Below are 18,415 nucleotides of genomic sequence, written 5' to 3' on the forward strand. Positions count from 1 at the left end.
GGCGGGCCGTCAAACGAAGAAGAACTCCTCGACGCGCTGCTTGGCCTGTCGCAGCACCGGCAGGATGTCGCGCTCCATCGCCTCGACCGAGAAACGCGCCGACTGGGTCGAGACGTTGATGGCCGCGACGGTGCGGCCGGCGTGATCGACGATCGGCACCGCGATCGAGCGTAGGCCGAGCTCCAGCTCCTCGTCGACGATGGCAAAGCCCTCCGCTCTTGCCTTGTCGACGGCCTTGCCGAGCGCGGCGCGGCCGGTGATCGTCTTCGGCGTTCGCCGCTCGATCGCAACTTCGGCAAGGAAGGTCTTCAAGTCATCCGCCGACAGGCCGGAAAGCAGCGCCCGCCCCATCGACGTGCAATAGGCCGGCAGCCGCGTGCCGACATCGAGCGCGACGCTTAAGATTCGCCGTCCGGGGATGCGCGCGACATAGACGACATCCTCGCCCGACAGCACCGCCGCATTGCAGGCCTCGTCGAATTTGCTGGCCACCTCGCGCATGATCGGTGCCGCGAAGGTCCAGAGCGACGCGCCGCCGAGCCAAGTCCTTGCGACGGTCAAAAGGCGCGGCGACAGCGAAAACAGCCGGCCGGACTGCGACGCGTAGCCCGTGGCGACCAATGTCAGCAGAAAACGCCGGGCCCCCGCTCGCGTGAGATCCGCCTCCTCGGCCATCTCGGTCAGCGTCATGCCGGCCGGATGGCGCGCAAGGATCTCCATCACCGCCAGGCCGCGCTCCAGCGAGCCGACATGGTCGCGTGAAATGGATTCCTCTTCCACGGACATCTCCGGGCTGGCGTTGACTCAATGCAACGATTGGAGCTAAAAGTATCCCATATAAAACATATGTTCGCAATACGAACTTCTCGCAATCGACGGAGCCTTGAGATGGTCAAGTTCCTGCCGCTGAAAGAGGCGGTCGCGGAAAATCTGCATGACGGCGACACGGTCGCTTTCGAGGGCTTCACGCATCTGATCCCGACCGCCGCCGCGCATGAGGCGATCCGCCAGGGCTTTCGCGACCTGACGCTGATCCGCATGACGCCCGACCTGATCTACGACCAGATGATCGGCATGGGCATGGCGAAGAAGGTCGTCTTCTCCTATGTCGGCAATCCGGGCGTCGGCCTGCTCAGGCGCGCCCGCGATGCCATCGAGAACGGCTTTCCACGCGCCATCGAAGTCGAAGAGCACAGCCATGCCGGCATGGCCAACGCCTATGAGGCGGGCGCCGCCGGCCTGCCTTGCGCGGTGTTTCGCGGCTATCGAGGCGCAGGTCTTGCCGCGGTCAATCCCAACATCAGATCCGTCACCTGCCCCTTTACCGGCGAGGCGCTGGCCGCTGTTCCCTCGATCCGGCCGGACGTCACCTTCATCCACGCGCAAAAGGCCGACCGGAAGGGCAATGTGCTGGTCGAGGGCATCATCGGCATCCAGAAGGAGGCCGTTCTTGCCGCAAAGCGCGCCGTGGTGACGGTGGAGGAAGTGGTCGACAATTTCGACGACCTCCATCCCAACCTCACCGTGCTGCCGAACTGGACGATCACGGCGATTTCGGTCGTGCCAGGCGGCTCGCACCCCTCCTACACGCATGGCTACTACGAGCGCGACAATGCCGCCTATCTCGAATGGGACGAGATCGCCGCCGACCGCGAGCGCTTCCAGGCATGGATCCGAAAGAACGTCATCGAAAGCAGCGCGGACGACTTTGCCGGCCGGGTCGAGCATCTGAGGAAAGCCGCATGAGCGACAAGACCGATCTGGGCTTCACACCCAACGAGATGATGACGATCGCCGCCAGCCGCGCGCTGAAGAGCGACGATGTCTGCTTCGTCGGCATCGGCGCGCCGTCGGCCGCCTGCAACGTCGCGCGGCTGACGCATGCGCCGGATATCACCTTGATCTATGAGAGCGGCACCATCGGCACCGCGCCGGACGTGCTGCCGCTGTCGATCGGCGACGGCGAATTGTGCGAGACGGCGGTCACCACCGTCGCGGTGCCGGAGATGTTCCGCTACTGGCTGCAAGGCGGCCGCATCTCGATCGGCTTCCTGGGCGCCGCCCAGCTCGACAAGTTCGGCAACATCAACACCACCGTCATCGGCGACTATGCGCATCCCAAGACCCGCCTGCCCGGCGGCGGCGGCGCGCCGGAGATCGCCACCTCGTCGAGACAGGTCTACATCACCATGGCGCAGTCGAAGCGCGGCATGGTCGAGAAGATCGACTTCTTCACCTCCTTCGGCCATGGCGACGGCGGCGATCACCGCCAGCGCCTCGGCATCGACACCGCCGGCCCGACGCTTTTGATCACCGACCTCGCCATCTGGAAGCCCGACCCGGCGACTAAGGAATTCACCGTCGTTTCGCTGCATCCGGGCGTCAGCCGCGAGCAGGTGCAGGACACCTGTGGCTGGACGGTCAAGTTCGCGCAGGCCCTTGACGAGACGCCGGCGCCGACGGAACTCGAGCTGAAGACATTGCGCGACCTGCAGGCCCGCACCAAGGCAGCGCATCAAGGGACCGCCAAAGGGAAAGCTGCCTAGATGACTGAAGCCTTCATCTGCGACTACATCCGCACGCCGATCGGCCGCTTTGGCGGTGCGCTGTCCTCCGTCCGCGCCGACGATCTGGGCGCCATCCCGTTGCGAGCGCTCGTGGAGCGCAACAAGAGCGTCGATTGGGCCGCGATAGACGACGTCGTCTATGGCTGCGCCAATCAGGCGGGCGAGGACAACCGCAACGTGGCGCGCATGGCGCTGCTGCTGGCCGGCCTGCCGCAGGATATCCCCGGCTCGACCGTCAATCGCCTCTGCGGCTCGGGCATGGACGCCGCCACCATCGCCGCGCGCGCCATCAAGGCCGGCGAGGCCGAGCTGATGATTGCCGGCGGCGTCGAATCGATGAGCCGCGCTCCCTTCGTCATGCCGAAGGCCGACGCCGCCTTCTCGCGCAACGCCGAAATCTACGACACCACCATTGGCTGGCGTTTCGTCAACCCGCTGATGAAGAAACAATATGGCGTCGATTCCATGCCGGAGACCGGCGAGAACGTCGCCGAGGATTTTTCCGTCTCCCGAGCCGACCAGGACGCCTTCGCGGTACGCAGCCAGGACAAGGCGGTGGCCGCGCAAGAGAGTGGCCGGCTGGCGAAGGAGATCACGCCGGTGACCATCCCGCAGAGGAAGGGTGACGCGATCGTCGTCGCGAAGGACGAACACCCCCGCGCCGGCACCACTACAGAGGCTCTGGCCAAACTGCCGACGCCGTTCCGCCAGGGTGGTACGGTGACCGCCGGCAACGCTTCCGGCGTCAATGACGGCGCTGCCGCCCTCATCATCGCCTCGGAAGCGGCGGCGAGGAAGCATGGGCTGACGCCGATCGCCCGTATCCTCGGCGGTGCCGTCGCCGGTGTGGCGCCGCGTATCATGGGCATCGGCCCGGCGCCGGCCACCGAGAAGCTTTGCGCCCGCCTCGGCCTGACGCCGGAACAGTTCGATGTCATCGAACTGAACGAAGCCTTCGCCTCCCAGGGCATTGCTGTGCTCCGCCAACTCGGAATTTCCGAGAAGGCGGAGCATGTAAACCCCAATGGCGGCGCCATCGCGCTCGGTCATCCGCTCGGCATGTCGGGCGCGCGCATCACCGGCACGGCGGCGCTCGAGTTGCGCGAGCGCGGCGGCAAGCTGGCTTTGGCCACCATGTGCATCGGCGTCGGCCAGGGCATCGCCATCGCGCTTGAGCGGGTCTGACAGCCCAGGCAGATCAGTAGGGCAAGCCGACGTAGTTTTCCGCGAGAGCGGTCGATGCGGCCTTGGAATGGACGAGATAGTCGAGCTCGGCTTCCTGGATGCGTTGGCCGAACTCGCCTGTCTCCGGAAAACGGTGCAGCATCGTCGTCATCCACCAGGAAAAGCGCACCGCTTTCCACACACGCGCCAGCGCCTTGGACGAATAGGCGTCGAGCCCTGCTTCTGATTTCCCGTCATAGAATTCGCGAAGCCCGGCAAAGAGATAGCGCACGTCGCTGGCAGCGAGGTTGAGGCCCTTGGCGCCGGTCGGCGGCACGATATGGGCGGCGTCGCCGACCAGGAACAGCCGGTTAAAGCGCATCGGTTCGGCGACGAAGGAGCGCAGCGGCGCAATCGACTTCTCGAAGGACGGCCCGGTGGTGACGGCGGCCGCTATCCGCGGCGGCAGTCGGCGGCGCAACTCGTCCCAGAAGCGCTCGTCGGACCAGGCCTCGACGCGTTCGTCGGCGGGAACCTGCACATAGTAGCGGCTGCGCTGCGGCGAGCGCATCGAGCAAAGCGCGAAGCCGCGCTCGTGATTGGCGTAGACCAGCTCGTGGTCGGCCGGCGGCACCTCGGCCAGCACGCCCAGCCAGCCGAACGGATACTGCCGCTCGAACGTCTTCAGCGCGTCCTCCGGCGCCGAGCGGCGGCTGACGCCGTGGTAGCCGTCGCAGCCGGCGATGAAGTCGCAGTCGATACGATGCGTGAGCCCGTCCTTGTCGTAGGTGACGAAAGGCGACGCGCCGCCGAAATCATGCAGCGCGACATTCGACGTTTCGAAGAAAGTCACCAAGCCCGCCGCTTCGCGCTTCTGCATCAGATCCAGCGTCACTTCGGTCTGGCCATAGACGGTGACATGCTTGCCGCCTGTAAGCGCCGTCATGTCGATGCGATGCGCGCGGCCGTCGAAGGCGAGCGAGATGCCTTCATGCGGCAGGCCCTGGGCACGCAGCCTGTCCGCCGCGCCCGCTTCGCCGAGAAGATCGACCGTGCCCTGTTCGAGCACGCCGGCGCGCACGCGTCCAAGCACATGCTCGCGGCTGGATCGCTCGAGGATGGTCGTCTCGACGCCGATCGTGGCAAGCAATTGGCCAAGCAGCAGTCCGGATGGTCCGGACCCAATGATGACGACCTGCGTGCGCATCATCAATGACCGAGGCTCTCGATCTGCGCGGTCAACTCGGCGGCAAGCCGCAGCGCGGCCGCCGTCGCCACGACCATCTGCGGCAGGATGAGCCATTCCAGCGTCCAGGCCGCGCCCGAACGTTCCTGCTCATGCACCAGCGCCTGGTGCATGCCGGAGAGTTGGACGGCATTGAAGCGCGCCAGCGCCACCAGCGCTTCCGCCTTCACGGGATTCTGCTTATGCGGCATCGCCGACGAGCCGCCACCGCCGGACAGTTTGATGTCGGCGCCGACCAGCGCCATCAGCGCAACGTCCTGCCCGAACTTGCCGAGGCTGCCGGTCACCAGCGACAGCCAGCCGGCGAATTCGGCAAGCCCGTCGCGCTGGCTGTGCCATTGCGTCGCGTCGCCAAGACCGAGCTTCGCGGCAAGCGCTGCGCGCACGGTGGCAGCCTTGTCGCCGAGCTTTTCCAGTGTGCCGGCGGCACCGCCGAACTGCACCACCAGCAGCCGTCCGGAAAGCTCCTTCAAGCGTTCCTGGTGACGTTCGAGCGGCGCTCGCCACGCGGCGATCCGATCCCGCGCGGTTACTGGAATTGCCGGCCGCATGCGCGTCATCGCCATGAGCTCGCGGTTGCCGAACTCCAGCTCGAGGCCGGTGAGGCGAACGACGTTCTCGCCAAGCAGCAGCCCGATATGGTCGACGACCTGCCGCAGACGCAGCACCAGCGAGGTGTCGATGACGTCCTGGCTCGTAGCGCCGAAATGCACATATGCGTCGTGCGGCGCGCCGACGGCAGCTTTGACCTGCCGAACCAGCTCCGGCACCACGACACCGTCCGTGGCGACGCCAGCGCGCAGCTTCGCAGTGTCCGGCCGGAACGTCGCCAGCGCTTTGACGATCGCCGCCTCCGCCTCATGACGGATGACGCCGCATTCGGCTTGCGCCTCGGCCAGTGCCTGCTCGAAATCGAGCAGCGCGGCAATGTCGGCTTCGACGGAAAAATGCCTGGCCGCCTCCTCGTCGCCGAGCAGGCCGGCAAGCAGTGGATGATCGAAGGGCGAAACGGTCATAGCGGCCACGGTCAGCTGTCGAAGAAGACCGTCTCCTTTTCGCCCTGCAAATGGACGTCGAAGACGTAAGTATCGCCCTGGCGCTCCGCGATCAGCGTCGGCACGCGCAGGCGATGCTCGATGCGGCCGAGGATCGGATCCTCGGCATTGGCCTTTTCCTCGTCCGAAAGATAGAGCCGCGTGTGGAGGCCGACATTGATGCCGCGCGCCACGATCCACAGCGTGATATGCGGCGCCATCAGCCGCCCGTCGCGGAACGGCACGCGGCCAGGCTTGATCGTCCGGAACAGGCAGACGCCCGTTTCCATGTCGGTCGGCTGCCGGCCCCAACCCTGGAAGTTGGGATCGGCCGCGCCGCGCATTTCAGCCGGCGAATTGTAGAGCCCGTTGGCGTCCGCCTGCCAGATCTCGATCAGCGCATCCTTGAGCGGCGTGCCGGTGCCGTCGAGCACGCGGATGCGGAGATCGATGCGCTTCCCCTTGGTCTCACCGTTGAGCATCGCCGAGCCAAGGTCGCTCGCATAGACGCCGCCGATGCCGCAGAAATTGGGCGTCAGCCCGATATGCACATAGGGGCCGGCGGTCTGCGAAGGGCTTTCCTTCAGCCGGTCGAGCGACTGCGCCATCAATTGCCCTCCGGCCTGTTCTCGAACAGCGTCGAGCGCCGCCCGCGCAGCACGATGTCGAACTTGTAGGCAAGCGCGTCCATCGGGATCGTCGACTGCATGTCGAGCGCCGCGATCAGCGCCTCGACCGCCGCCTTGCTCGAAATGCCGCCGACGATCGGGCAGCGCCAGATCAGCGGATCGCCTTCGAAATACATCTGCGTGATCAGCCGCTGCGCGAAGCCGTGGCCGAACACGGAAAAATGGATATGCGCCGGGCGCCAATCGTTCGGGCCGTTCGGCCACGGATACGGCCCGGGCCTGACGGTGCGAAAGGCGTAGCTCCCATCCTCGCCGGTGATGGTGCGGCCGCAGCCACCGAAATTCGGATCGAGCGGGGCGAGATAACCGTCTTTCTTGTGGCGGTAGCGTCCGCCGGCATTGGCCTGCCAGAATTCGAGCAGCACGCCCGGTACGCCCCTGCCGCGCTCGTCGAGCACGCGTCCATGCACGATAATGCGCTCGCCGATGGCGCTCTCGCCGGCTTTGGCGAAATTGTGGATCAGGTCGTTGTCGAGCTCGCCGAGCATCGCGTGTCCGAACACCGGGCCGGTCAGTTCCGACAACGTGTTGTCGAACGACAAAAGCGCTTTCTGCGGCGAGCGCAGCACCGAGCTCTTGTAGTTCGGCGTGAAGGCCGGCGGATGCCACTGGCGGTCGCGCTGGAAGAAGGCGCCGGTCTCCGGCGAGCGGTTGGAGTCTCGCTCAGCCATGGGCCGTCTTTGCTCCGTCCATCTGCGCGAACACTTCCTTGGCGATCTTGAAGGCGCGGTTGGCGGCCGGCACGCCGGCATAGATCGCCACATGCAGGAACGCTTCGCAAATGTCGTCACGCGAGGCGCCCGTATTGGCGGTGGCGCGCACATGCATGGCCACTTCCTCGTCATGGCCAAGTGCTGCAAGCAGCGCCAGCGTCACGATCGAGCGCTCGCGCTTCGACCAGCCAGGCCGCGCCCAGACCGTTCCCCAGGCGGCTTCGGTGATCAGCTGCTGGAACGGCCGGTCGAAATCGGTCGCGGCGTCTTCGGCACGGTCGACATGCGGGCTGCCGAGCACGGAACGGCGGACCTCGATACCGGTCCGGTAGCGGTTCTTCGTGACATCATCCATGAGCAGGCTTTCCCTCAGGCAACGAGGCGACGAAATCGCGGATCAAAGTGACGAGCGCTTCGGGCTGCTCGACGCACGGGATATGCGCGCAATTGCGGATCACTTCGAAACGTGCGCCGGGAATCAGTCCGGCCAGCGAGCGGACGAGATCCGGCGGCGTCGAACCGTCCTGGTCGCCGACGACGCAAAGCGTCGGCACCGCGATACGCCGCGCGCTGTCGGTGAAATCGGCATCGCGCAGCGCCATGCAGGTACCGATGTAGCCAGGCAGTGCCTGCCTGGTGAGCATGTTGCGGCAGCCGGCCAGATCCGGCGCGCGCTTGGCATAGAAGTCCGGCGTAAACCACACTTTCATGATGCCGTCGGCGATCACCTCGATGCCGTGGCGCTCGACGGCCGCGATGCGCGTGTTCCAGCTCTCGGCGGTGCCGATCTTATGCGCCGTGTCGCTCAGGATCAGCGCCTCCACGCATCTGGGGTGGCGGGTATAGAGCCGCTGCGCAATCATGCCGCCGACGGACAGCCCGAAGAGCACGACCTTGTCGAAGCCGAGATGATCGATGAGGGCGACCAGATCGTCGACATGGTCGTCGATGGAGCGCACGCCGCCGCCGATATCTGACAGCCCATGGCCGCGCTTGTCATAGACGAGCATCGGCATTTCACCGGTAAGCCGCGCGACGACGTCGTCCCAGATCCGGAAATCGGTGCCCAGCGAATTGATGAAGATGATCGGGCGCGACGTGCCGGGCGCTTGTATGTAGCGGTGGTGCAGCGTGACGCCGCCGATGCTGACGAATGGCACGATTTCGATCCTCCAAAGCCACATTGCACGAGCCGTTTGGTTCGGTAAAATGATATTTTGCGGCGTTTCATTAACTCTGAGGTTATCGAACCATGGCCGAAAGCCGGATCCGCTTCCGCCATCTGCAGGCCTTTCTCGAAGTCGCCCGGCAAGGCAGCGTCGCGCGCGCGGCCGACTTCCTGCATGTCAGCGCGCCGGCTGTGACCAAGACCTTGCGTGAGTTGGAAGAAGCACTCGGCGTCGCGGTGGTCGAGCGCGACGGGCGCGGCATCCGTGTCACGCGCCTCGGCGAAATCTTTCTTGGGCATGCCGGCTCGGCGATCTCCGCATTGAAGCGCGGCGTCGATTCCGTGCGCCAGGACGGCGCCCTCAATCGCGACCCGATCCGCATCGGCGCGCTGCCGACCGTATCGGCGCGGGTGATGCCGCTCGCCATGAACCTGTTCCTCGAGGAGAACACCGGCGCCGCGCTCAAGATCGTGACTGGCGAGAACGCGGTGCTGCTCGAGCAACTGCGGGTCGGCGCGCTAGACCTCGTCGTCGGTCGCCTCGCGGCGCCGGAGCACATGACCGGCTTTTTCTTCGAGCACCTCTATTCTGAACAGGTGCTGTTCGTCGTGCGGGCCGGGCATCCCTTAGCGGAGCCCGGGGCAGACATTTTCACGCGGCTCGACGAGTTCCCCGTCCTGATGCCGACGCGGGAATCCGTCATCCGGCCTTTCGTCGACCGGCTTTTCATAACCAACGGCATGACCGCGCCGGCGACGGAAATCGAAACGGTTTCCGATTCCTTCGGCCGCTCCTTCATGCGCCAGAGCAACGCGGTATGGATCATCTCGGCCGGCGTCGTCGCCAACGAGATCGCCAGCGGCGCCTTCGTCGCCCTGCCCGTGGACACTGAAGAGACCAAAGGGCCGGTGGGCTTGACCATGCGCACCGACACCGCGCCCTCGCCCGCCTTCACCATCCTCCTGCAGACGATCCGCGAAGCGGCGCGGCATCACGCCTGACGATCAGCCTATCGGTTCGGTATCCACTAACTCAGGGGTTAATGAAACACCGTAAAATATCATTTTACCGAACCAAACCGCTAGTGCAATGTGGCTGCGGAGGATCAAAAGCCGGGCCGTCCGGCTGCAAACGGAAGACCCGTTTGCAGCCGTTTCGAACGGCTACAGAGGGAGGAGCAGATGTCTCGCATTATCGGCAGCAAGCCCGGCATTTCGGGCATTTCACGGCGCCAGTTCATTGCCACTTCGGTGGCCGGCGGCGCGGCGCTGGCATTCGGCCGCGGCAAGGCCTTCGCGCAAGCCGCCGACACGCTCAAGGTCGGCTTCGTCAGCCCGCGTACCGGCCCGCTCGCCGGCTTCGGCGAGACCGACGGCTACGTGCTCGACCTCGCCCGTAAGGCTCTGGCCAACGGCATCGAGCTCGGCGGCAAGAAATACAGCGTCGAGATTGTCGACCAGGACACCCAGTCGGATCCGTCCCGCGCCGGCCAGCTTGCCAAGGACCTGATCAACAATCAGTCCATCGACCTGATGCTCGCGGTGTCCACGCCGGAGGTCATCAATCCGGTGGCCGACGCCTGCGAGGCGGCCGGCGTGCCTTGCCTCTCCACCGTAATGCCCTGGGAGGCCTGGTATTTCGGCCGAGGCGCCAAGCCGGGCCAGCCCTCGCCGTTCAAATGGACCTATCATTTCGGCTTCGGCGTCGAGGAATTCTTCAAGGCCTATATCTCGCAGTGGAACCTGATCGAGACCAACAAGAAGGTCGGCGTCATGTATCCCAACGACGCCGACGGCAACGCCATCCGCGCCCATCTGGCGCCGCTTCTGGCCAAGCAGGGTTTCACCATCGTCGATCCCGGCGCCTACGAGACTGGCACCACCGACTATTCCTCGCAGATCGCGCTGTTCAAGCAGGAGGGCGTCGAGATCTTCAACTCCTTCCCGATCCCGCCCGACTTCGCCGCCTTCTGGCGCCAGGCCGCGCAGCAAGGCCTGACCCGACAGATCAAGATCGCCCAGGTCGCCAAGACCGGCCTGTTCCCGTCCGACATCGAGGCGCTCGGCGATCTCGGCATGAAGATTTCGAGCGCCGCCTATTGGCACAAGGCCTTCCCCTACAAGTCGTCGCTGACCGGCGTCTCGGGCACAGAGCTTGCCGATGGCTATGAGGCAGCGAGCGGCAAGCAGTGGACGCAGCAGCTCGGCGCCTCGATGTCGTTGCTCGATGCCGGCTTCGCGGCCCTTAAGACAAGCGCCAACGCCAAGGACAAAGCGGCGGTCGCCAAGGCGCTGAGCACGCTCAAGACCGAGACCATGGGCGGCAAGGTCGACTTCACCAGCGGCCCCGTCCCCAATGTCTCGCCCGGTCCGATCATCGGCACACAATGGGTCGCCGCCAAGGAAGGCTCGAAATTCCCGCTCGACTATGTCGTGACCGAGAACGCCACCGACCCGAACGTGCCGGTCGAGGCCAAGCTGCAGCCTTACAACGGCTGATCCATCGGGGACCGCATCGTGAACGCCATGCCCAACGGTGCGATCCTCAGCGCCGCCGGCATCCACAAGCGCTTCGGCGCGCTTGTGGTGCTCGACGACATCGACTTCGCCATGGGCGCCGACGAGGCGGTCGGCATCGTCGGCCCGAACGGCGCCGGCAAGACCACGCTGCTCAGCGTGCTCTCCGGCGCCTATCCGCCGAGCGCCGGAACGATCGCCTTCAAGGGTGGCGACGTGACGGCGCTGCCGGCCACGCAACGCTGCCGGCTGGGGCTGGTCCACACCCATCAGGTGCCGAAACCCTTTGGCGGCATGACCGCTTTCGAGAATGTCTTCGTCGCCGCCTCGCATGGCGCCGGGCTCAGCCGCGACGAGGCCTATGAGGAAGCGCTTGGATCGCTGAAGCTGTGCGGCATGCTTGGCGTCGCCAACCGGCGCGCCGAAACGCTCGGCCTGCTCGATCGCAAGCGGCTAGAGCTGGCGCGCGCGCTCGCCGCAAAACCGACGCTGCTTCTGCTCGACGAGATCGGCGGCGGCCTGACCGATGGCGAGGCCGGCGAGCTCGTCGAGACCATCCGCGAATTGCGCCGCCGCAAGATCGGCATCGTCTGGATCGAGCACATCGTCCATGTCCTGCTGCAGGTGGCCGAGCGCCTGATCTGCATGGATGCCGGCAAGATCATCGCCGACGGCGAGCCGCAGGCGGTGATGGCCGACCCGCAGGTGATCAGCGCCTATCTCGGTGGAGGCCCGAAATGAGCCTGCTGTCGGTCGAGGACCTCGTCGTCCGCCATGGCCTGCTGCAGGCCGTGCGCGGCATCAGCTTCGACGTCGCGCGCGGCGAGACGCTGGCGCTGATCGGTGCCAACGGCGCCGGCAAGACGACCTTGCTGCGCGCAACCGCCGGCGCGCATCAGGCAGCCTCGGGCCGCGTGGTCTTCGACGGCGCCGACCTTTCCGGCGTGCCTTCGCATGAACGCGTCCGCAAGGGCGTCGCCCTGGTGCCCGAGGGCCGGCGGCTCTTCGTGCAGATGACGGTCGAGGAGAACCTCCTGCTCGGCCGCAGCGCCGGCCGTCTCGGCGACTGGAGTGTGGAGAAGGTGCTCGAAACCTTCCCCAACCTCAAGCCGCGCCGCCATGCCAAGGCCGGACATCTTTCGGGCGGCGAGCAGCAGGCGACGGCAATCGGCCGCGCGCTGATGAGCAACCCGGACCTCCTCCTGCTCGACGAAGTCTCGCTCGGCCTGTCGCCGCTGATCGTCGATCGCGTCTATGCCTCGCTGCAGGGGCTGATCGGCTCCGGCACGACGATCATCCTGGTCGAACAGGATCTCAACCGCGCGCTCTCCGTGTCCAACAAGGTCATCTGCATGCTGGAGGGCCGGATTGCGCTCGCCGGCGACAGCAAGACCGTCTCCCGCGACGAGGTGACAAAAGCCTATTTCGGCCTGCACCGGAAGGCCGCGGGAGGTGTGCCGGCATGATGAACCAGATCGTCCAGGGCATCCTGCTCGGCGGCTATTACGCGCTGATTGCCTGCGGCCTCTCCTTCATGTTCTCGGTGATGCGCATCATCAATCTGGCGCATGGCAGCCTCGCCGTGCTGTCGGCCTTCGCGCTGTGGCTGCTCGCCTCGCGCTTCCACATCCCGCCCTTTTACGGCCTCGCAATCGTGCTGCCGCTGATGGCGGTGATCGGCTGGGCCTTGCAGCGCTTCCTGCTCGAGCGCAGCGCGCGCGGCGGCGCGCTGCTGCCGATCCTCACCACGTTCGGCCTTGCGATCGTCATCGACAATATGCTGTTCGAACAGTTCGGCGCCGACACGCGCTCGCTGGCGCCTTTCATCGGCAGCCTGTCCTACGATTCCTGGGAATGGCCGGGCAGCATCTATGTCGGCAAGCTCGCCGTGATCATCTTCGTCGCCGCCGTCGTCCTGCTCGGCGGGCTGCAGCTGTTCCTCACCCGCACCGGCCTCGGCCGCTCGATCCGCGCCACGTCGGAAGACCCTGATACAGCGGGGCTGGTCGGCGTTGATGCGCGCCGCGCCAACGCTATCGCCGCGGCGATCGCCATGGTCACGGTCGGTCTCGCCGGCGCCTTCCTCGGCATGCGCGCCACCTTCGATCCCTATGCCGGCGCGACACAACTTCTGCTCGCCTTCGAGGCGGCCGTCATCGGCGGCGCCGGCTCGCTCTGGGGCACACTGATCGGCGGCATCGTCCTGGCGCTCGCCCAGACGCTCGGCGCCAAGATACACCCGCAAGGTTTCCTCATCGGCGGCCATGTCGCTTTTCTGGTCGTTTTGTTCATCCGGCTCTACACCTCCGGCCTCGGCCTGCGCGGCCTGCTGCGTCTCTCCACGGGGAAGGCGTCATGAGCGCCGCCTCCCCCACTATCGAGCGCGGCACCGCCGCCTCGCGCATCGCCGGTGTTGGCGTTTTGGCCATCATCCTGCTGCTCGCCGTCTCGCCGCAATTCCTCTCGGCCGGCGCCGTCGACCGCATGACGACGCTGTTCATCTATGTGATCCTCGCCGCGATGTGGAACGCGCTTGCCGGCTTCGGCGGGCTGGTGTCGGTCGGTCAGCAGGTGTTCTTCGGCCTCGGCGCCTATTTCGCCATCCGGCTCGCCAATGCCGGGCTCAATCCATTCGTCTCGCTGTTCGTCTCGGCGGTGATCGTCGGCGCGGTCTCCTGGCCGATCTCGCTGTTCATGCTTCGCCTGAAGAATGGCGAGTTCGCCATCGGCATGTGGGTGATTGCCGCGCTTACGCACCTTCTCGTCAATCTCGACCGGCTGATCCAGGGTGAGACAGGCACGTCGCTGATCTCGCTCAACGTCTACGACGCGTCGACACGCAGGCTGACGATCTACTGGTTGGCGCTGGCCTCGATGACGGCGCTGCTCGCCATCCTGTTCGGCCTGCTGCGCGGCAGCACGGGCGCCGCGATCCGCGCCATCCGCGACAATGAGGACGCCGCGGCCTCCGTCGGCGTGCGTGTCACCGGCACCAAACGGCTGCTCTTCGTGCTCGCCGCCTTCGGCATCGGCGTCGCCGGCGCGCTGTGGCTGGCAACCTCCATCACCTTCCAGCCGAAGACTTATTTCAACGTGCAGTGGACCGCCTACATGATCTTCATGGTGCTGGTCGGCGGCATCGGCACTTTCGAGGGCGCCATCCTTGGTGCGCTGCTCTTCTTCCTCATCGAGACCTGGTTCGGCGGCACCGGCGTCTGGTACCTGATCGGGCTTGGCGCCACGGCGCTCGTCTTCTCGTTGCTCCTGCCACGCGGCCTGTGGGGCACGTTGGAAGAGCGCTTCGGCTGGCGGCTGCTGTCGGTCGGCTACCGCGTCAAGCTTCCCCCCGGCCCGTCAAATCCGACTGGCGAGATTGCCTCGCCGCTGCAGACCACCAATTCTCGGGAGAAGGCATGAGCATCCTGTTCGGCAAGACGATCCTCATCACCGGCGTCGCCTCGGGCATCGGCGCGCGCACCGCGGAACTGGCGGGCCAGCTCGGCGCCGACGTCATCGGCGTCGACCTGCGCGAGCCTGTCGGGCATCAAGGCGTCTTCGTCCAGGCCGACATCTCGTCCAAAGCCGGCGTCGACGACCTCGTCGCGCGGCTGCCGCAGCGTATGGACGCGCTCTGCAACGTCGCCGGCCTCTCCGGCAATACGGGCGCCGCGCCGACGCTCGCCGTCAATTTCTACGGCCTGCGCGCGCTCTCGGAAGCGCTGGCGCCAAAACTTCGCGAAGGCGGCGCCATCGTCAACGTCGCCTCGATCGCCGGCTTCGGCTGGCGCGCCAATCTCAACCGCGCCGCCTCAATGGTCAGCGTCGAGGGCTTTCCCGATATCGCCAGGGTGATTGCCGACCATGCGGTGAAGAACGAGGAAGGCTATCCGGTCTCGAAGGAGCTTTTGCTTCTGTGGACATTTCGCGCCGCGCATCAGGAACTGTTCAAGAGCCGCGGCATCCGCGTCAACGCGGTCAGCCCCGGCCCGGTGGAAACGCCGATCCTGAGGCAGTTCCGCGCGGTCCTCGGCGACGCCAAGGTCGACAGCGATATTGCCCGCGTCGGCCGCGCCGGGACGTCGGGCGACATCGCGCCGGTCGTGCTGTTCCTGTGCTCGGATGGCGCGCGCTGGATCAACGGCGCCAACGTGCCGGTCGACGGCGGCCTGGAAGCATCTATAAACGCCGACGTGCTCGGCTTCTGAGACAATCTGCGACGCTCGATCGGGCGCAAAGGAGAGAGACCAATGGACATCGGACTTCTGATCGATGGCGACGAGCGGGCAGCGACCGGCAAGGCCTCCTACGAACGCCTGGACCCGTTCACCGGCAAGCTCGCGACGCGCGCCGCCGCCGCAAGCATCGCCGACGCCAACGCGGCCGCCGACGCGGCAGCCGCTGCTTTCGACGCCTGGTCGAAGACCGGACCCGGCGAGCGCCGTACCCTGCTTTCCAAGGCAGCCGACCTGATGGCCTCCAAGGTCGGCGAGTTCACCAAGCTGATGATGGAAGAGACCGGCGCCACAGGCCCCTGGGCCGGCTTCAACGTCATGCTCGCCTCCAACATGCTGCGCGAGGCGGCTGCGATGACCACGCAGATTTCCGGCGAGGTCATTCCGTCCGACAAGCCCGGCACGTTCGCCATGGCGATCCGCCAGCCGGCTGGTGTGTGCCTCGGCATCGCGCCGTGGAACGCGCCGGTCATCCTCGGTACCCGCGCGCTGGCGATGCCGCTCGCCTGCGGCAACACGGTGGTGTTGAAGGCCTCCGAAATGTGCCCCGGCACGCATCGCCTGATCGGCCAGGTGCTGGTCGAGGCCGGCCTGCCCAAGGGTGTCGTGAATGTCGTCACCAATGACCCGAAGGACGCGGCGGCAATCGTCGAGGCGCTGATCGCGCATCCGGCGGTGAAGCGCATCAACTTCACCGGATCGACCAAGGTCGGCCGCATCATCGCCGAGCTCTCCGGCCGCCACCTCAAGCCCGCCTTGCTCGAGCTCGGCGGCAAGGCGCCACTGGTGGTGCTGGACGACGCCGACATCGACGCCGCGGTCAATGCCGCTGTTTTCGGCGCCTTCATGCATCAGGGCCAGATCTGCATGTCGACCGAACGCCTGATCGTTGACGAGAAGATCGCCGACGAGTTCGTGGCCAAGCTCGCGGCGCGTGCCTCAAAACTTCCGGCCGGCGATCCGCGCGGCCATGTCGTGCTCGGCTCTCTGATCAGCAGCCAGGCCGCCGACAAGATGGAGGAGCTGATCGCCGACGCGACCGCGAAAGGTGCAAAGCTTGTGGCTGGCGGCAAGCGCAGCGGCACGGTCGTTGAAGCCACGCTCCTCGATCACGTGACGCCGGCGATGCGCGTCTACGCGGAAGAATCCTTCGGCCCGGTGAAGCCGGTCATTCGCGTGAAAGGCGAGGACGAAGCGGTGCGCGTTGCCAATGACACCGAATACGGCCTGTCCTCCTCTGTCTTCAGCCGTGACATCCGCCGCGCCATGGCTGTCGCCGCGCGCATCCAGGCCGGCATCTGCCATATCAACGGGCCGACGGTCGGCGATGAGGCGCAAATGCCGTTCGGAGGCGTCAAGGGCTCGGGCTATGGCCGCTTCGGCGGCAAGGCCTCGATTGCCGAATTCACCGACCTGCGCTGGGTGACGATCGAGGATCCCGATCAGCACTACCCGTTTTGACGGAGCTCCCTGGTTTCAGGCAGTCGTCAGCACCCGGAACAGCTTGTCGAGCAGCGTCACCAGCTGCTGCTGCTCGTCTCGCGTCAGGTCGACGAACATTTCCTTGTTGAGGGTCCAGGCGAACTCCATGATTTCGGCGTAGAGCCTGTCGCCCTCCGGCGTCAGCGCGAGATCATTGACGCGGCGGTCCTCGCTGCTCACCGACTTCTCCAGCAGCCCGCGCTCGATCAGCCCGCTGACATAGCGGCTGAGTTGCCCCTCGTCCTGTTGCGTGGCCCGCGCCACGGCGCGCACCGAGGGCCGGCCGAGATATTTCACCACGGCCAGCGTGCGCCACTCGCCAAGCGTGATGCCATAGGTGCTGATGAGCACGTTCTGCGCCTGCCGGTCATTGACCCGCGTCAGCAGGGCCAGCCGGTAGGAGAACATGTCACGGATATCATTCGGCCTCTCCCAGGGGGGCGGCGTCGGATTGAGTGCATCGTCGTAAGGCGTCGGTTTATTGATTGACATTGTCAGGCAATTCCTTGATAGTGTCAGACAATTGGGTGCCACGAAACGAGCACCACGGCAAGCGACAGGTTGGAGGAGAAGAAAATGTCGAAAGCCTTGAGACGCCGGCTCGGGCGCGGCCTCGCCGCGGCCCTGGTCACAGGACTGGCCGCCTTTGCCTGCGCCACCGGCGCAATGGCGGAAAACACCAAGCTGCGCTTTGCCTATCTGCTTGCCGATTCCGACCTGCCGATCTTCGTCGCCCAGAAGAAGGGCGCCTTCCAGGCCGCGGGCCTCGATGTCGAGCTCACCGAAGTGCAGGGCGGGCCGGCGGTCGTCGCCGCGATCGCTTCGGGCTCGGCGGACGTCGGCTATGCCGCGCCGGTGCCGCCGATCAACGCACGCCTCAACGGCGTGATGGTCAAGATGGTCATGGCGCTCGGCCATGAGGTCGATCCCGACAAGAAATTCCTGTGGCTGGTCGCCTCGAAGGCATCCGGCGCCAGGGACCTGGGCGGCCTCAAGGGCAAGAAGATCGCGTTCAACGCCAATGGGTCGCTGTGTGAATTGGCCTGGCGCGATCATCTCGCCCAGGCCGGCATGAGCATGGACGACGTCCAGGTCGTCATCCTTCCCTTCCCGCAGCAGGAAGCCGCCCTCGAGCAGGGCGCCATCGACGCCACCTGCACCGTCAATCCCTTCTTCGCCTCGATGTCGAGGAATGCCGAGGTCGGCGCCCAGGTCGTGGCGTCGGGCGTGCTTGCCGACGAGAGCAAGCCGATCCTCAACGACGTGATCTTTGCCGGCGACGACTACATCGCCGCCAATGCGCAAAGCCTGAAGACCTTCGGCAAGGTGATCTTCGACGCCCGCAAGGAGCTGCTCGCCAACCGCGCCGAGCTCGAGGCCGCCGCCGTCGAGTTTCTCGGGCTGACGCCCGAGGCCGCCAAGGATTTCAACCTGCCGATCGTACGACCCGAGGTGAGCATCGGCGAGGCCGACGTGCAGCCGCTGCTCGACGCCATGAAGCGCGCCGGCATGTTGACGCAGGACATTGCCGCCGGCGACATGGTCGCCAACATGGCGCCGTGACATCATCATCGGCAGGGCTGCCCAGGCCTGCCGGGAGGAA

Annotated in this window: 20 protein-coding genes; 12 read left to right on the top strand and 8 right to left on the bottom strand. The window is 65.9% G+C overall.

Features of this window, described 5'->3' with window-relative positions:
• Positions 1-9: 9 nt before the first annotated feature.
• Positions 10-780, bottom strand: a complete 771-nt coding sequence (locus LB572_RS28605) for an IclR family transcriptional regulator C-terminal domain-containing protein (RefSeq protein ID WP_224670112.1) — start codon at positions 778-780, stop codon at positions 10-12.
• A gap of 108 nt (positions 781-888) precedes the next feature.
• Between LB572_RS28605 and LB572_RS28610 the strand changes: the two genes are divergently transcribed.
• From LB572_RS28610 to pcaF, 3 genes are read left to right on the top strand one after another with little or no spacing between them, the layout of a single operon-like run.
• The gene (locus LB572_RS28610; RefSeq protein WP_224670113.1) at positions 889-1,746 is read left to right on the top strand and encodes a CoA transferase subunit A; all 858 of its coding nucleotides are present in this window, start codon (positions 889-891) and stop codon (positions 1,744-1,746) included.
• Positions 1,743-2,546 (top strand): CoA-transferase subunit beta, encoded by an 804-nt coding sequence (locus LB572_RS28615; protein ID WP_140802514.1) that lies wholly within the window; start codon positions 1,743-1,745, stop codon positions 2,544-2,546. Before LB572_RS28610 ends, LB572_RS28615 begins: the two co-directional genes overlap by 4 nt.
• A complete protein-coding gene (gene pcaF / locus LB572_RS28620) occupies positions 2,547-3,752 on the top strand; it encodes a 3-oxoadipyl-CoA thiolase (RefSeq protein ID WP_224670114.1) in 1,206 nt (401 codons plus the stop codon).
• Between the two features lie 13 nt (positions 3,753-3,765).
• Here the strand turns inward: pcaF and pobA are convergent, their stop codons facing one another.
• From pobA to pcaD, 6 genes are read right to left on the bottom strand one after another with little or no spacing between them, the layout of a single operon-like run.
• Entirely contained in the window at positions 3,766-4,938 is a 1,173-nt protein-coding gene (pobA, locus tag LB572_RS28625) for a 4-hydroxybenzoate 3-monooxygenase (protein ID WP_224670159.1), read from the bottom strand.
• A gap of 2 nt (positions 4,939-4,940) precedes the next feature.
• Entirely contained in the window at positions 4,941-5,993 is a 1,053-nt protein-coding gene (locus LB572_RS28630) for a 3-carboxy-cis,cis-muconate cycloisomerase (RefSeq protein ID WP_224670160.1), read from the bottom strand.
• An 11-nt stretch (positions 5,994-6,004) separates the two neighbouring features.
• Positions 6,005-6,619 carry a protocatechuate 3,4-dioxygenase subunit alpha gene (pcaG, locus tag LB572_RS28635; RefSeq protein ID WP_224670115.1) on the bottom strand — a complete coding sequence of 205 codons (615 nt, stop codon included), beginning with the start codon at positions 6,617-6,619 and terminating at the stop codon, positions 6,005-6,007.
• Positions 6,619-7,371, bottom strand: a complete 753-nt coding sequence (gene pcaH, locus LB572_RS28640; protein WP_224670116.1) for a protocatechuate 3,4-dioxygenase subunit beta — start codon at positions 7,369-7,371, stop codon at positions 6,619-6,621. The genes pcaG and pcaH overlap by 1 nt, the downstream gene beginning before the upstream one ends.
• Positions 7,364-7,768, bottom strand: coding sequence for a 4-carboxymuconolactone decarboxylase (gene pcaC / locus LB572_RS28645; protein ID WP_224670117.1), 405 nt, complete (start codon positions 7,766-7,768; stop codon positions 7,364-7,366). The genes pcaH and pcaC overlap by 8 nt, the downstream gene beginning before the upstream one ends.
• Positions 7,761-8,573 carry a 3-oxoadipate enol-lactonase gene (gene pcaD, locus LB572_RS28650; RefSeq protein WP_224670118.1) on the bottom strand — a complete coding sequence of 271 codons (813 nt, stop codon included), beginning with the start codon at positions 8,571-8,573 and terminating at the stop codon, positions 7,761-7,763. Before pcaD ends, pcaC begins: the two co-directional genes overlap by 8 nt.
• A 92-nt stretch (positions 8,574-8,665) precedes the next feature.
• Here pcaD and pcaQ point away from each other — a divergent pair, with 92 nt between their 5' ends.
• The 8 genes from pcaQ to LB572_RS28690 all read left to right on the top strand — a co-directional run bounded on the left by pcaQ (position 8,666) and on the right by LB572_RS28690 (position 16,791).
• Positions 8,666-9,583 carry a pca operon transcription factor PcaQ gene (gene pcaQ / locus LB572_RS28655; RefSeq protein WP_140802520.1) on the top strand — a complete coding sequence of 306 codons (918 nt, stop codon included), beginning with the start codon at positions 8,666-8,668 and terminating at the stop codon, positions 9,581-9,583.
• 180 nt (positions 9,584-9,763) lie between these two features.
• Positions 9,764-11,080, top strand: a complete 1,317-nt coding sequence (locus LB572_RS28660) for an ABC transporter substrate-binding protein (RefSeq protein ID WP_224670119.1) — start codon at positions 9,764-9,766, stop codon at positions 11,078-11,080.
• A 27-nt stretch (positions 11,081-11,107) separates the two neighbouring features.
• Complete coding sequence (locus LB572_RS28665; protein WP_224670161.1) at positions 11,108-11,839, top strand: ABC transporter ATP-binding protein; 732 nt, start codon at positions 11,108-11,110, stop codon at positions 11,837-11,839.
• Positions 11,836-12,564, top strand: a complete 729-nt coding sequence (locus tag LB572_RS28670) for an ABC transporter ATP-binding protein (protein ID WP_224670120.1) — start codon at positions 11,836-11,838, stop codon at positions 12,562-12,564. The genes LB572_RS28665 and LB572_RS28670 overlap by 4 nt, the downstream gene beginning before the upstream one ends.
• Positions 12,561-13,457, top strand: a complete 897-nt coding sequence (locus LB572_RS28675) for a branched-chain amino acid ABC transporter permease (protein WP_224670121.1) — start codon at positions 12,561-12,563, stop codon at positions 13,455-13,457. Before LB572_RS28670 ends, LB572_RS28675 begins: the two co-directional genes overlap by 4 nt.
• On the top strand, positions 13,454-14,515 hold the full coding sequence (locus LB572_RS28680; protein ID WP_140802524.1) for a branched-chain amino acid ABC transporter permease: 1,062 nt from the start codon (positions 13,454-13,456) through the stop codon (positions 14,513-14,515). The genes LB572_RS28675 and LB572_RS28680 overlap by 4 nt, the downstream gene beginning before the upstream one ends.
• 2 nt (positions 14,516-14,517) lie before the next feature.
• On the top strand, positions 14,518-15,303 hold the full coding sequence (locus LB572_RS28685) for a coniferyl-alcohol dehydrogenase (RefSeq protein ID WP_140802575.1): 786 nt from the start codon (positions 14,518-14,520) through the stop codon (positions 15,301-15,303).
• A gap of 42 nt (positions 15,304-15,345) precedes the next feature.
• Positions 15,346-16,791, top strand: coding sequence for an aldehyde dehydrogenase (locus tag LB572_RS28690; RefSeq protein ID WP_224670122.1), 1,446 nt, complete (start codon positions 15,346-15,348; stop codon positions 16,789-16,791).
• Between the two features lie 15 nt (positions 16,792-16,806).
• Here LB572_RS28690 and LB572_RS28695 read toward each other — a convergent pair whose 3' ends face one another.
• Complete coding sequence (locus tag LB572_RS28695) at positions 16,807-17,304, bottom strand: MarR family winged helix-turn-helix transcriptional regulator (RefSeq protein ID WP_224670123.1); 498 nt, start codon at positions 17,302-17,304, stop codon at positions 16,807-16,809.
• A gap of 84 nt (positions 17,305-17,388) precedes the next feature.
• Between LB572_RS28695 and LB572_RS28700 the strand changes: the two genes are divergently transcribed.
• The gene (locus LB572_RS28700; RefSeq protein WP_224670124.1) at positions 17,389-18,375 is read left to right on the top strand and encodes an ABC transporter substrate-binding protein; all 987 of its coding nucleotides are present in this window, start codon (positions 17,389-17,391) and stop codon (positions 18,373-18,375) included.
• Positions 18,376-18,415: the final 40 nt, after the last annotated feature.

The sequence above is a fragment of the Mesorhizobium sp. BH1-1-5 genome, from assembly GCF_020165615.1.
Classification (GTDB): Bacteria; Pseudomonadota; Alphaproteobacteria; order Rhizobiales; family Rhizobiaceae; genus Mesorhizobium.

What these genes read in the sequence shown, in the direction of transcription:
- LB572_RS28630 (WP_224670160.1), bottom strand. Translation starts at nt 5,993, where the DNA reads ATGACCGTTTCGCCCTTCGATCATCCACTGCTTGCCGGCCTGCTCGGC.
- pcaF (WP_224670114.1), top strand. Translation starts at nt 2,547, where the DNA reads ATGACTGAAGCCTTCATCTGCGACTACATCCGCACGCCGATCGGCCGC.
- pobA (WP_224670159.1), bottom strand. Translation starts at nt 4,938, where the DNA reads ATGCGCACGCAGGTCGTCATCATTGGGTCCGGACCATCCGGACTGCTG.
- LB572_RS28610 (WP_224670113.1), top strand. Translation starts at nt 889, where the DNA reads ATGGTCAAGTTCCTGCCGCTGAAAGAGGCGGTCGCGGAAAATCTGCAT.
- pcaC (WP_224670117.1), bottom strand. Translation starts at nt 7,768, where the DNA reads ATGGATGATGTCACGAAGAACCGCTACCGGACCGGTATCGAGGTCCGC.
- pcaG (WP_224670115.1), bottom strand. Translation starts at nt 6,619, where the DNA reads ATGGCGCAGTCGCTCGACCGGCTGAAGGAAAGCCCTTCGCAGACCGCC.
- LB572_RS28670 (WP_224670120.1), top strand. Translation starts at nt 11,836, where the DNA reads ATGAGCCTGCTGTCGGTCGAGGACCTCGTCGTCCGCCATGGCCTGCTG.
- LB572_RS28680 (WP_140802524.1), top strand. Translation starts at nt 13,454, where the DNA reads ATGAGCGCCGCCTCCCCCACTATCGAGCGCGGCACCGCCGCCTCGCGC.
- LB572_RS28700 (WP_224670124.1), top strand. Translation starts at nt 17,389, where the DNA reads ATGTCGAAAGCCTTGAGACGCCGGCTCGGGCGCGGCCTCGCCGCGGCC.
- LB572_RS28615 (WP_140802514.1), top strand. Translation starts at nt 1,743, where the DNA reads ATGAGCGACAAGACCGATCTGGGCTTCACACCCAACGAGATGATGACG.
- pcaH (WP_224670116.1), bottom strand. Translation starts at nt 7,371, where the DNA reads ATGGCTGAGCGAGACTCCAACCGCTCGCCGGAGACCGGCGCCTTCTTC.
- LB572_RS28675 (WP_224670121.1), top strand. Translation starts at nt 12,561, where the DNA reads ATGATGAACCAGATCGTCCAGGGCATCCTGCTCGGCGGCTATTACGCG.
- pcaQ (WP_140802520.1), top strand. Translation starts at nt 8,666, where the DNA reads ATGGCCGAAAGCCGGATCCGCTTCCGCCATCTGCAGGCCTTTCTCGAA.
- LB572_RS28690 (WP_224670122.1), top strand. Translation starts at nt 15,346, where the DNA reads ATGGACATCGGACTTCTGATCGATGGCGACGAGCGGGCAGCGACCGGC.
- LB572_RS28660 (WP_224670119.1), top strand. Translation starts at nt 9,764, where the DNA reads ATGTCTCGCATTATCGGCAGCAAGCCCGGCATTTCGGGCATTTCACGG.
- LB572_RS28695 (WP_224670123.1), bottom strand. Translation starts at nt 17,304, where the DNA reads ATGTCAATCAATAAACCGACGCCTTACGACGATGCACTCAATCCGACG.
- LB572_RS28665 (WP_224670161.1), top strand. Translation starts at nt 11,108, where the DNA reads ATGCCCAACGGTGCGATCCTCAGCGCCGCCGGCATCCACAAGCGCTTC.